General features: G+C 67.9%; 13 protein-coding genes. 7 read left to right on the top strand and 6 right to left on the bottom strand.

Annotated elements, in window-relative coordinates; all coding sequences use genetic code 11:
• Window positions 1–40 precede the first annotated feature (40 nt).
• Window positions 41–931, top strand: a complete 891-nt coding sequence (phhA, locus tag ACVOMC_RS00450) for a phenylalanine 4-monooxygenase (protein ID WP_054660215.1) — start codon at window positions 41–43, stop codon at window positions 929–931.
• Between the two features lie 87 nt (window positions 932–1018).
• Here phhA and dmeF read toward each other — a convergent pair whose 3' ends face one another.
• Window positions 1019–1969, bottom strand: a complete 951-nt coding sequence (gene dmeF / locus ACVOMC_RS00445; RefSeq protein WP_481522407.1) for a CDF family Co(II)/Ni(II) efflux transporter DmeF — start codon at window positions 1967–1969, stop codon at window positions 1019–1021.
• A gap of 62 nt (window positions 1970–2031) precedes the next feature.
• On the opposite strand from dmeF, the gene ACVOMC_RS00440 reads away from it, so the two are divergent.
• From ACVOMC_RS00440 to ACVOMC_RS00420, 5 genes are all read left to right on the top strand, one after another.
• Window positions 2032–2304, top strand: coding sequence for a metal/formaldehyde-sensitive transcriptional repressor (locus tag ACVOMC_RS00440; protein ID WP_057505709.1), 273 nt, complete (start codon window positions 2032–2034; stop codon window positions 2302–2304).
• A gap of 96 nt (window positions 2305–2400) precedes the next feature.
• Window positions 2401–3129, top strand: coding sequence for a DUF3348 domain-containing protein (locus ACVOMC_RS00435; protein WP_481522406.1), 729 nt, complete (start codon window positions 2401–2403; stop codon window positions 3127–3129).
• A 10-nt stretch (window positions 3130–3139) separates the two neighbouring features.
• The gene (locus tag ACVOMC_RS00430) at window positions 3140–5533 is read left to right on the top strand and encodes a DUF802 domain-containing protein (RefSeq protein WP_481522405.1); all 2394 of its coding nucleotides are present in this window, start codon (window positions 3140–3142) and stop codon (window positions 5531–5533) included.
• A 5-nt stretch (window positions 5534–5538) separates the two neighbouring features.
• Window positions 5539–6186: an OmpA family protein gene (locus ACVOMC_RS00425; protein WP_481522404.1), complete on the top strand. Its 648-nt coding sequence runs from the start codon at window positions 5539–5541 to the stop codon at window positions 6184–6186.
• Window positions 6176–6901, top strand: coding sequence for a DUF2894 domain-containing protein (locus tag ACVOMC_RS00420; protein ID WP_481522403.1), 726 nt, complete (start codon window positions 6176–6178; stop codon window positions 6899–6901). Before ACVOMC_RS00425 ends, ACVOMC_RS00420 begins: the two co-directional genes overlap by 11 nt.
• Before the next feature lie 87 nt (window positions 6902–6988).
• Here the strand turns inward: ACVOMC_RS00420 and ACVOMC_RS00415 are convergent, their stop codons facing one another.
• Entirely contained in the window at window positions 6989–7693 is a 705-nt protein-coding gene (locus tag ACVOMC_RS00415) for a pirin family protein (RefSeq protein ID WP_481522402.1), read from the bottom strand.
• A 179-nt stretch (window positions 7694–7872) separates the two neighbouring features.
• On the opposite strand from ACVOMC_RS00415, the gene ACVOMC_RS00410 reads away from it, so the two are divergent.
• Window positions 7873–8271: a hypothetical protein gene (locus ACVOMC_RS00410; protein WP_481522401.1), complete on the top strand. Its 399-nt coding sequence runs from the start codon at window positions 7873–7875 to the stop codon at window positions 8269–8271.
• Between the two features lie 14 nt (window positions 8272–8285).
• Here ACVOMC_RS00410 and ACVOMC_RS00405 read toward each other — a convergent pair whose 3' ends face one another.
• The 4 genes from ACVOMC_RS00405 to ACVOMC_RS00390 form a co-directional block, all read right to left on the bottom strand.
• Window positions 8286–9485, bottom strand: a complete 1200-nt coding sequence (locus ACVOMC_RS00405; protein ID WP_481522400.1) for a GDSL-type esterase/lipase family protein — start codon at window positions 9483–9485, stop codon at window positions 8286–8288.
• 86 nt (window positions 9486–9571) lie between these two features.
• The gene (locus ACVOMC_RS00400; RefSeq protein WP_481522399.1) at window positions 9572–10210 is read right to left on the bottom strand and encodes an RpiB/LacA/LacB family sugar-phosphate isomerase; all 639 of its coding nucleotides are present in this window, start codon (window positions 10208–10210) and stop codon (window positions 9572–9574) included.
• A gap of 72 nt (window positions 10211–10282) precedes the next feature.
• Window positions 10283–11038: a 2-dehydro-3-deoxy-D-gluconate 5-dehydrogenase KduD gene (kduD, locus tag ACVOMC_RS00395; protein ID WP_054658439.1), complete on the bottom strand. Its 756-nt coding sequence runs from the start codon at window positions 11036–11038 to the stop codon at window positions 10283–10285.
• Window positions 11039–11252: 214 nt separating this feature from the next.
• Window positions 11253–12338: a LacI family DNA-binding transcriptional regulator gene (locus ACVOMC_RS00390; RefSeq protein WP_241772641.1), complete on the bottom strand. Its 1086-nt coding sequence runs from the start codon at window positions 12336–12338 to the stop codon at window positions 11253–11255.
• Between the last annotated feature and the right edge of the window lie 11 nt (window positions 12339–12349).

Genomic DNA, 12349 nt, shown 5'->3' with positions numbered 1-12349 from the left:
CTACCATCGATGGATTCCCTCGTTACCCGGAACCACCGTCATGGAAGCCACCCCGCGCCGCGTCGAACACCAGCAGACCGACAAGGGTTACGTGCCGGTCTATACCACCGCGGTGGTGGAGCAACCCTGGGACGGCTACAGCGCCGATGACCACGCCACCTGGAGCACCTTGTACCAGCGCCAGCGCGAGCTGCTGGTCGGCCGTGCCTGCCAGGAATTCCTCGATGCCCAGGACGCGATGGGCATGAGCGCGCACATGATTCCGCGTTTCGACCAGCTCAACGAAGTGCTGGGTGCGGCCACCGGCTGGACCCTGGTCGGGGTCGAAGGCCTGCTGCCGGAGCTGGATTTCTTCGACCATCTGGCGCACCGCCGCTTTCCGGTGACCTGGTGGATCCGTCGGCCGGACCAGATCGACTACATCGCCGAACCCGACCTGTTCCACGACCTGTTCGGCCATGTGCCGCTGCTGATGAACCCGGTGTTCGCCGACTACATGGCCGCCTATGGCCGTGGCGGCGTCAAGGCGCATGCGATCGGCCCGGACGCACTACAGAACCTGACCCGGCTGTACTGGTACACAGTGGAATTCGGCCTGATCAATACCGCCGATGGCCTGCGCATCTACGGCGCCGGCATCGTCTCGTCGAAGGGCGAATCGCTGTACTCGCTGGAATCCGCCGCGCCCAACCGGATTGGCTTCGACCTGGAGCGGATCATGCGCACCCGCTACCGCATCGACACCTTCCAGAAAACCTACTTCGTCATCGACAGCTTCGAGCAGCTGATGGCGGCGACCGGACCGGACTTCACCCCCATCTACGCGCGTCTGGCCGATACCGCGCACCTGCCGGCCGGCCAGGTGCACGAGGGCGATATCGTGTTCCAGCGCGGCAGTGGCGAGGGCTGGGCCGAGGGCGGCGACGTCTGAGACGTCTTGCCCTTCGCGCCGCAACGGAGCAGCCGCCCCGGGCGGCTGTTCGGTCTCAAGCCACGCGATGCACGCCGCCGGCAGAGCTCACCCCGCGGCGTGGCGCACCTCCACCGTCACATGCACGATTTCCTCGTGGACGGACAGCGCGCGGTGGAAGGTTTCCGCCGCAATACCCGGCACGGTGACCACCTCCATTGCGCAGGCGAAACGGCCACGGCCGACCTGCCAGACATGCAGATCGGCCAGCCGCGCCGGCACCGCGCCCTGCTCCACCGCCTCGCGGATCTCGGCCACCACCGGGGCGTCCATTTCCGCATCCAGCAGCACCCGGCCGGTCTGGCGGATCAGGCCAACGGCCCACACCGACACCAGCACCGCGCCGACGATGCCCATCAGCGGGTCCAGCCATGAAGCGCCGAAGTACAGGCCGCCCAGCAGCGCGATGATCGCCAGCACCGAGGTGGCCGCATCGGCCAGCACGTGCAGGTAGGCCGAACGCTGGTTGAGGTCATGGTGATGGCCGTGGTGGTGGCCATGATCGTGGTGATCGCCATGGGCGTGGTCATGACCGTGATGGTGCTGGTCGCGCAGCCACCAGGCGCACAGCAGGTTCACCGCCAGCCCCACCACGGCGATGGCGATGGCCTGCGGGTAATGGATAGGGCTGGGCTTGAACACGCGCGCGATCGACTCGAACGCCATCAACCCGGCCACGCCCAGCAGCAGGATCGCACTGGTGTAGCCGGCCAGGATCTCGATCTTCCAGGTGCCGAAGGCGAAGCGCGGATCGTCGCGGTAGCGCCGCGCGCAGGCATAGGCGAACGCGGCCAGGCCCAGCGCCAGCGCATGCGAGCTCATGTGCCAGCCGTCGGCCAGCACCGCCATCGAGTTGAACCACCAGCCGCCGGCGATCTCCACCCCCATCATCAGCACGGTCAGGATCATGGCGCGACGGGTGTTCTTTTCGGCCATCGGATTGCCTTCGCTGAAGGCATGGCGGTGGCGGCGGGCGGCGGCAAGGGCGTCCAGGGACATGACGGCGGCTTCGGAGAAAAGTGGCGCGCATCATATACCCCCCATGGGTATATGATGCGCGCATGGCCCATATCCAGCGCGACAGGAAGAAACTGCTCACCCGGGTGCGCCGCATCGCCGGCCAGGTGGCGGCGCTGGAACAGGCGCTGGAGACCGGCGACGACTGCGATGCGGTGCTGGTGCAGATAGCCGCGGCCAAGGGCGCCATGCACGGGCTGATGCTGGAGGTGATGGCCGGCCACCTCAGCGACCATCTGGTGGCCGAACCGGATCAGGCCCGGCGCGAAGCCGAGGCCGCGGTGCTGCTGGACCTGCTCAAGCGCCATGCCCGCTGAATGCGGCCTTTCGCGCGGCCGGTGCCGCCGCTGAACCGGGCCGGTCCGGCGGTGCGGGGCCGGCCATGTAAAATGCCCCGTTTTTAGTCAGGAACCATGGCGAAAGCTTCCCAACGGGCGTCCCTGCAAGGCCCGGCGTTCATCCGCCTGCTGGCGCGCTTCGCGGACGCGGAGCTTTCCCGTGCGCCGCCGGCCCTGTCCGAGCGGCTGAACCAGTGGTTCGACTGGAACCGGGCGATCACGCTTTCCAGGGCCCTGGAGGGCCGGCTTCCGGCGGCGCTGGACGGGCCTGGTTTCGACAGCCATGAAGACGCCGAGTGCGCGCGGCTGCGGGCCACGCTGCTGGACACGATCCACGCGGGGCTGCCGGCGACACCGGCCCGACGCATCGGCGCGGCCGAAATCCAGACCCATGGAGCCTACGCGCCCTACCACCAGCACTACCTGGGCGTGCAGCGCTCGATGCAGATCACCACGGGCACCCTGCGTGGACGCCTGCGCGACATGCTCGCGCTGCAATCGCCCGCCAAGGCACGGCTGGCCGAAGTGGACGCGGTGATGGAGGCCACCCTGAGCCCGCGCGAGCACAGCCTGCTGTCGCGCGTGCCCGCCCTGCTGGGTATGCATTTCTCCCGCCTGCACGATGCCTGGCGGCACGACCTGGCGGCCCCTGCTTGCCCCGATATATCCGAAGATGCCGCAGCGGTGCCGTGCGGCCCCTGGCTGGCCGTGTTCGAACAGGACCTGCGCACTGCGCTGCTGGCCGAACTGGATGTCCGTTTCCACCCCATTGAAGGCCTGCTTGCAGCGCTTCGTAGCCGGTAAACCGAACCTCATGTCCAAGACCTTGCTCCGTGTCGCCGTATTTGTTGTCGGTCTGCTCGCCATCTGCTGGATCGGCGCGGGCTATGTCACCAGCAATCTGCTGGGACTGGGGATCACCGCGGTGATCGCCGCCTGCTATCTCGCCGGCGCACTGGAGCTGCGCCGCTACCGGCAGGCCACGCTTACCCTGGAGCAGGCCCTTGCCGATGTCGCGCCGGCCCAGTCCGACCTGGGCGCCTGGCTGGCACGCCTGCATCCGGGCCTGCGCAACGCAGTACGGCTGCGCGTGGAAGGCGAACGCGTGCCGCTGCCGGCACCGGCGCTGACCCCGTATCTGGTCGGTCTGCTGGTGTTGCTGGGCATGCTGGGCACGCTGCTGGGCATGATGGCGACCCTGCGCGGTACCGGCCTGGCGCTGGAAAGCGCGACCGATCTGGAAGCCATCCGTGGCTCGCTCGGGGCGCCGGTCAAGGGTCTGGCATTCGCCTTCGGCACCTCCATTGCCGGTGTCGCCGGTTCGGCCATGCTCGGCCTGCTGTCAGCGCTGTGCCGGCGCGAACGCGTGGACGCGGTGCAGCGCCTGGACCTGCAACTGGCCACCGCCCTGCGTCCGTACTCGCACGCCCACCAGCGCGAAGAAGCCTTCCGCCTGCTGCAGCAGCAGACCGGCTTGATGCCGGCCCTGGTCGATCGCCTGCAGTCGATGATGGCCACGCTGGAACAGCACAACCTCAGCGCCGCCGAACGTCTGGCCAGCAGCCAGCAGGAGTTCCACCGCCGCACCGAAGCCAGCCATCTGCAACTGGCCAGCTCGCTGCAGCAGTCCCTCACCGCCGGCATGGCCGAGAGCGCCAGGACCGTGGGCAACGCGCTGCAGCCGGTGGTGGAAACCACGCTGGCCGGGCTCGCCCGCGAAACCGCGGCGATGCAGGCCAGCGTCAGCCACGCCGTGCAGCAGCAGCTCGATGGTCTGGCCGGCAATCTGCAGGCCACCACCCGCGCGGCCGCCGAGACCTGGAATGCGGCCACACAGCAGCAACAGCAGACCAATGATGCGTTGCTGCAGCACCTGCGCGACAGCCTGCAGCAGTTCACCCAGACCTTCGCGCAACGCTCCGACGATCTGCTGGCCAGCGTGTCGTCGCACCTGCAGCAGAGCAGCCAGGCCACCACGCGGGCCTGGAACGAATCGCTGTCGCATCAGCAGGACATCAACAAGCAGCTGGCCACGCGCAACGAGCAGGCCCTGACCCAGGTGGCACACAGTTTCGAACAGCGCGCCAGCGCGCTGCTGGAAGTGATGCGGCACTCGCATGCCGAACTGCAGGCCACGCTGGAAGCGCGCGATCAGCAGCGCCTGACACAGTGGGCCGACAGCTTCGCTGCGATGACCGCCACGCTCGACCAGCAGTGGCAGCACAGTGGCGAGCAGATCGCCAACCGCCAGCAGGCCATCTGCGACACCCTGGTAAAGACGGCCGGCGACGTTTCCGCCCAGCTGCAGGGCAACGCGACCGACACCCTGGCCGAGCTCTCGCGCCACGCGCAGCAGCTCACCACCGCGGCGGAACGTTTCGATACGCGCACCGGCACCGTGCTGGACGCGATGCAGCAATCGCATGGCCAGCTGCAGGCCACGCTGGAAGCGCGCGATACGCAGCGTCTGGCGCAATGGTCCGAGGCCCTGTCGGCCATCACCACGACGCTGAGCCGGAGCTGGCAGCAAAGCAGTGACCATGTCGCCAGCCGCCAGCAGGAGATCTGCGACACGCTGGCGCGGACCGCCAACGCGATGTCCGAGCAGTCACAGGCACATGCCCGCGACACCATTGCCGAGATTTCGCGCCTGGTACAGAGCGCCTCCGAAGCCCCGCGCGCGGCCGCCGAAGTGGTGGCCGAGCTGCGCCAGAAACTGTCCGACAGCATGGTGCGCGATACCGCCATGCTGGAGGAACGCAGCCGCCTGCTAGCCACGCTGGAAACGCTGCTCGATGCGGTCAACCATGCCTCCACCGAACAGCGCTCCGCGGTGGAGGCGCTGCTCAGCACCTCGGCCGATCTGCTCGAACGCGTCGGCAGCCGTTTCTCCTCCCAGATAGAAAGCCAGACCGGCAAGCTCGACCATGCCGCCGCACACGTCACCAGCAGCGCGATGGAAGTGGCCAGCCTGGGCGAAGCCTTCGGCACCGCGGTACAGGTGTTCGGCAGCTCCACCGAAGCATTGAACGCGCGCCTGCAGGGGATCGAATCGGCACTGGAGAAATCGCTCACCCGCAGTGACGAGCAGCTCGCCTACTACGTCGCCCAAGCGCGTGAAGTGATCGATCTGAGCATGCTCTCGCAGAAGCAGATCATCGGTGAGCTGCAGCAGCTGACCGGACAGCGCGCCGCGGTCGGGGCATAAACCGGATGAGCGACGAGATCGAGCTCGATTCCGAATCCACCGCCACCACCTGGGCCGCCTTCGGTGACCTGATGTCGGTGCTGCTCGGTGCGTTCGTGCTGATCCTGGCCGGTGTGATCGGCATCCAGTTGCAGCTGTCCCGCCAGCTGGATGAGGAGGTCAAACAGCGCCAGGCTGAAGCGGCCAAACTCAAGACGCTGGAGCAGGCTCTGGCCGCCCCCCTGGCGGCCGGCCGGGTGACCGTGATCAACGGCCGCATCGGCATCAGCGGCAGCGTGCTGTTCGCGTTGAACTCCGACCAGTTGCAGCCTGACGGCCGCGCGCTGCTGCAGAGCCTGGCTGCGCCGCTGCGCGACTATCTGGGCACGCGCGAGGAGGTGCTGATGGTCAGCGGTTTCACCGATGATCAGCCGGTGCGGGTGAGCAACGGCCGTTTTGCCGACAACTGGGAACTGTCCGCCGCACGCGCCCTGACCGTGACGCGCACCCTGATCGCCGACGGGGTGCCGTCGGCGTCGGTGTTCGCTGCCGCATTCGGCGCCGAACAACCGGTCAGCTCCAACGCCGATGAAGCCGGGCGGGCCAGGAACCGGCGCGTGGAGATCGCGCCGATTCCGCGCCCCAAGGTGGACAGCACCGGCAATGGCCGATAAACCGACCTCACCGTGGCTGCAGCTGCAGGCGTGGCGCGAACAGGGCGCCGACCGCATCGATCCGCTGCGCTTCAGCCTCATCGACGGCCTGGCACGGCGCGCGGCAGCGCACGACGGCCAGGTCACCCAGCTGCTGCACGCGCGACTGGCGCAGCTGGTCGCCGACTATGCCCGCGTCGTGGCGGCCTCGCCACCGGCCACGGCGGCGGTGAATACCGGCATGAGCCCTCCCACGCCACTGCGTGCGCTGCTTGCGCATATCGGCGGTGCGGCGCAACCGGCGCTGTCGGCCTGGCCACCCCGTACAGCGGCGGCACCGGCGGGTGCCACCACCGCCACCGCGGCGGCCACCACGGCGCGGGAACCGCTCGCGGTGCTGGACGAGTTCCAGCAGCTGTGGGGCCGCATCCGTATCGACAGCCTGCTGCGGCAGTCGCAGGAGGCGATCTCCGAAGACGCCGGTCCGCTGCACTCGAGCGTGCTGCTGCACCGCGCGATGACGCTGATGCGCGATATCTCGCCCGAGTACCTGCAGCACTTTCTGGCCTACAGCGATGCGCTGTCGTGGCTGGAGCAGCTGCATACCGCTGGCGGCGCGCAGGGCGCGGAGCCGGCCCGTACCGGCACCGCCCGCAAGGCCGCGCGCCGTTCCGCTCCGCGTCGCCGCAAGGCGTCTGCGGCGGCGGAACAGATCCCGGACGCAGCGCCGGAGTGACGTCCGCTGGGAGGCCTGCGGCAACCGGCAGACAGACGGCGCGGTGTCCCGCGCCGTTGTCCTGGTGCCCCGGGCAATGCCCTGTGATCAGGCCGCGGTATCGACCAGCACCAGCTCGGCATCTTCCAGCGCGCGCACCACGATCGTGTCCACGCCGCTGATCGCGGCGCCGTCGCGGGCCTCGATCAGCACGCCGTCGACTTCGACCTTGCCGGTGCTCGGCACCAGGTAGCCGCAGCGGCTGGCATCGCTGAAACGGTATTCGGTGCTCTCCCCGGCCTTGAGCGTGGCGCCGGACACCCGCGCGTTGGCCCGGATCGGCAGCGCCTCGTCATCGCCGGGCAGGCCGCTGGCCAGCGCCACGAAACGGCCGGAACGCTCACCGCGCGGGAACGGCTTCGCGCCCCAGGCCGGGGTACCGCCGCGCTGCTCCGGGAAGATCCAGATCTGGAAAATGCGGGTGATGCCCGGCTCCTGGTTGTACTCGGCGTGGCGGATGCCGCTGCCGGCACTCATCACCTGCACATCGCCGGCCACGGTGCGGCCGCGGTTGCCCTGGTCGTCCTGGTGGCTGATCGCGCCTTCGCGCACGTAGGTGATGATCTCCATGTCCGCATGCGGATGCGGCGGGAAGCCGGCGCCGGCGGCGATGGTGTCGTCGTTCCACACCCGCAATGCGCCCCAGTGCATGCGCGCCGGATCGTGGTAACCGGCAAACGAAAAATGGTGCTTGGCATCGAGCCAGCCGTGATTGGCTCCCCCAAGGCTGGCGAACGGGCGACGTTCAATCATGGCGTGCTCCTGTGGAACGATGGCTGTGAGGGGAGCAGTCTAGGGCGCGGTGCGTCCGGCAAAAACGCGCCCGGCGGCAAAGGATCATTTCCCTTTGCGAGATGATGTGCCGGACCGGCGGGACGCCTCACCGGCGCCGGTAGTGCCGCCCGGCCCTGCCCGCTCTGGGATCCGCCCGCATGCGCCCGGCACATGATCGCGACGAAACCTTGCTGCGCGAAGCCGCCGCCACTCGGCAGCGCGGCAGCGAAACCGTCGGTGGCCGGCGGTTCCCGACCGACCGGCGCCTGCACGTCATCGCGCACGGGTTCAATGGGAAAACCGGGAAAACCGGGATTCCGCTGGCGGACATCCTCCGGCGGCGGCGGTGCTGGACCCGGCTGTTCAATGTGGTTCCGCTGCTGCTCCATTCGCTGGCAATGGAAACCGGCGACGGTGCTGGGCACTGTTTTGTGCCTCAGGGCCGCAAACCCTGGGCCCGGGCGATCCAGGGCACTGCTGCAACGGCAGGCAGTTTGAACAGTGCGGCCACCGGCGCGAGGTGGTCACGCAAGCGTGGCGTTGCCGGCGCAGCCTGAGCGCTGCGCCGGTCTCAGCGCGGCGCGATCGCCGGATAGGCCAGCAGCAGCACCAGATCCGCCTCGCCGTGCTGCTGCAGTGCATGCGTGCTGCCGGCGCGGGTCAGCAGCGCGTGACCCGCGCCGACGTCATAGTGCGTGCCATCGAGCACATAGCGGCCACGGCCGCTGACGATGTAGTAGATCTCGTCCTTGTGCTGCGGATGCAGGCCGATGCCGGCGCCTTTGTGCAGCACCCGCTTGCGCAGCACGAACGGCAGATCGGCCACGTCGGCAAAGAACGAATAGGCGGTGGTCGGACCGGCGCCGCCGTGCGGACCGGGTTGTTCGCGGGCGATGTCCTGTTCACGGATCACCTGTGAGCCGTGCGGGTTCGTCACCTCGATCTTCGGTACTGCTGCAGGCGAGGACAAAGCCAGGGCGGTTGCAGCGCTGCGGGGCGCTGTCGTTGTCGGCGACGAGGTGACCGCACCGCAATCGATATCGCGCTTCAGCATGGCCTTCATTTCCGGCTGCAGCTCCACCCAGCCCCGCATCACCAGACAGGCCACCGCGGTGGCACCGGCCGCGCTGAAATGGGTGCCATCGGCCTTGCCCTGTTCGGGCACGAACATGAAGTACGGCTGCGCGCCCTGCTCGCCCAGCGCGCGGATCCAGGCCATCGAGCTGGCATTGAGATCGATCAGCGGCACATTCTGCTCGCGCGCCAGCCGCTGCATTGACCGGGTGTAAAGCCCATGGGTGTCCAGCAGCGCGCCGAAGTCGTACAGCAGCCGCGCGACCGGGGTTATCAGCACCGGCGTGGCGCCCTTGGCACGCGCGGTTGCCACATAGCGCGACAGCAACGCCGGGTAGTCGGTATCCGGATCGGTGTACCGCGTGGGGTCCTCGAACTTGGCGTCGTTGTGGCCGAACTGGATCAGCAGCACGTCGCCGGGCCGCAGTTCCTTTTCAATGGCCTGCAGGCGCCCTTCATTGAGGAAGCTGCGCGTGCTGCGCCCGCCGATGGCATGGTTGCGTACCTGCCACTGCCCCGGGTCCAGCCAGCTCTGCAGCATCTGCCCCCAGCCGGCCTGCGGCGCGCGCTCCGGGCCATACGTGGCGGCGGTGGAATCGGCGGCGATAAAGACCCGCTGCGCGGGAGGGGCGGCGCTGGCGAGGCCGGCCAGCGACAGCAGCGCAAGCAGCAAGGGGACGTGGCGTTTCATCGGCATGGGCTCCGGCGGTGGAAGGTGAAACAACAAGGGCGCCGTTGGGCGCCCTTGTCTGCCCTGCAAGGGCGATACAGCTGCGGGCCGGCTTACTTGCCCAGCACGCCCTTCACGTAGGCGACGATGTCCGCGTCCTGCGCGTTGTCGAAGAACGCCTTCTGGAAGCGCTCGCCACCGACGGCCTGCTTCACCAGCTCCGGGTCGATCGCCTTCAGGCCTTCGATGAAGTCCTTCGAAGCGCCCTGCTTGACCTGCGCCAGGATGCCGGCATTGGCCATCTGCGATTCGCGACGCTCGGCCGGGTACCCCTGGCCGCGCTCACCGGCGAACGCTTTCTCGAAGATGTAACGGATGTTGATTTCCGCGCCCCAGCCGAAGCCCTTGGCGAACGGCAGCGCCAGCGCATTGCCGCTGTTGACCTGGGCGAACAGGAACGCGTCGGTCGGCTCGATGCAGTAGCCGCAGAACACGCCCGGCCATGCGTTGAGCGACATCATCGCGCCCTGGCCGGTACCGCAGCCGGCGACGACGAAATCCACGGCCTTGGAATTCAGCAGCAGCGCCGCGCAAATGCCCAGGTGGATGTAGGTCAGGCGGTGGTCGTTGTCACCGTCCATGCCGACGTTGAACACGGTGTGGCCCTGCGCGGCAGCCACCGTGTTGAGCTGTTCCAGCACCACCGGGTTCTTGGCGGCCTGGCTGAACTCCTGCATCAATGCGATTTTCATTGCGGAACTCTCTATTCAGTACGGGATTGCATGAAGCGTGCACGGCGGCGGCCAGCACGCGGGAAACGGGAATCAGCGCGCCAACCAGCCGCCATCAACCGGGATGATCGCGCCATTGACGTAGTCCGAGGCGCTGGACGCCAGGAACACCGCGGTGCCGCCGAGGTCTTCCGGCTTGCCCCAGCGACCGGCCGGGATGCGGTCCAGGATCGCCTTGTTGCGGTCTTCATCGGCGCGCAGCTGCGCGGTGTTGTCGGTGGCCATGTAGCCCGGGGCGATGGCGTTGATGGTCACGCCCTTGCCCGCCCACTCGTTGGCCAGCAGGCGGGTGATGCCGGCGATGCCGCTCTTGGAAGCGGTGTAGGACGGCACCCGCACGCCGCCCTGGAAGGACAGCATCGAGGCAATGTTGATGATCTTGCCGCTGCCCTGGGCGATGAAATGCTTGCCGGCGGCCTGCGACATGAAGAACGCGGACTTGATGTTGACGTTCATCACGTCGTCCCAGTCCTTCTCGCTGAAGTCCACCGCGTCGGCGCGACGGATCAGGCCGGCGTTGTTGACCAGGATGTCCAGCCGGCCGAGGCCGGCGAGGGTTTCGGCCACCACCCGCTCGACCGGCTCGATGCTGATCAGGTTGGCCTCGATATTGAGGAAGCGGCGGCCCAGCGCACGCACCTTCTCGGCGGTTTCATCGGCCGGCACGATGCCCGCGCCGGCGATGTCGGCGCCGGCGGCGGCCAGTGCCAGCGCGATGCCCTGGCCCAGGCCGGTATTGGCGCCGGTGACCAGCGCGACCTTGCCTTCAAGACTGAATGGATTCGTCATGGTGTTCCTCTCCCTGAAGCGGTGGTTCGGGTTCTTGATGCCGGCGGGGTCGCCGGAGGGGGTGCGCCGGCATTGCAGCCGCCGGTGCGGGCGTAGGCCAGGGCCTGACGGTGAGGTTCCGGCCCGTTCGTGGCCATTCTAGCCAATTATGGAAACCGGTGTCATTTTGCAGCGCAAGATCGCACAAATCCATTGAAAACAAACTGTTGGGGGTTCAGTCCTGCGGCGGCTGGCAGGAATCGCGCACGATCAGGTGCGGACGCACACTGGCCATCGGCAGCGGGCTGTGGCCCTCGGGCTGGATCAGCATCGCGGCCGCTGTTCTCCCGGTGTCACGGGTATTGCGGCGCACCGAGGTCAGCGACGGCCACAGCCGCGAGGCCAGCGGGCTGTCGTCGTAGCCCACGATCGACAGTTCCCGGGGAATGCTGATGCCGGCGCGCATGGCCACCTTGTACACGCCGGCGGCCATTTCATCGTTTCCGGTGAAGATCGCGGTCGGTCGCTGTTTGCCCAGCAACAGCTTCTCGGCCGCGGCCACACCCGATTCGAAGGTGTAGCCGGCCTCGATGATGCGCGCCGGCGGCAGTTCGATGCCGCGGTTGTGCAGGGCCTCGATGAAGCCGGCGGTGCGTTCGTGCGCCGAGCGGTAGGCGGTCGGGCCGGTGATCAGCGCGATGTCGCGATGGCCCAGCGAGAGCAGGTAGTCGGCCGCCTCGGCCGCGCCATCGCGGTCGTGGGTGATCACCATCTGCGAGGTGTCATCCAGCGGCAGTGCGGCGATGCGGGTGAAGCGGCAGCCGATCTCCTCGAGCATGTCCGCCAGCGCCTGGTCTTCGGAGGCACGCGGCACCAGGATCACCCCATGCAGCTTCTGCTGCTGCACGAAACGCTTCACGCCTTCGATATAGCCGGGACTGCGCGTATCGCACGGATGCACCACCAGCTCGAAGCTGGAGCCGCGCAGCGCGTCCAGCGCACCGTTCTGCATGTCCACCACGTACTGCGCGGTGGGGTTGTCATAGACCATGCCGATCAGGAACGAGCGCCGGAACGCCAGCCCGCGGGCCAGCGGATCGGGCGCGTAACCGACCTCGCGCATCAGCGCCTCGACCTTGTCGCGGGTGTCTTTGCGCACCAGCGGCGAGTTGTTGATGATCCGGGACACCGTCTTTTTGGAAACCCCGGACAGCCGCGCGATGTCATTGATCGTGGCGGGTCGTCCTACCGGGCGGGAGGTGGGGTCGGTGTCGGCTTTCTTGCGCAAGGCGATGTCCTTGAAACCGTTCAATACAGGCATTCTAGCGATCC

It is taken from the genome of Stenotrophomonas sp. STEN014 (assembly GCF_056760315.1).
This window is presented reverse-complemented; position numbering and strand designations above follow the sequence as displayed.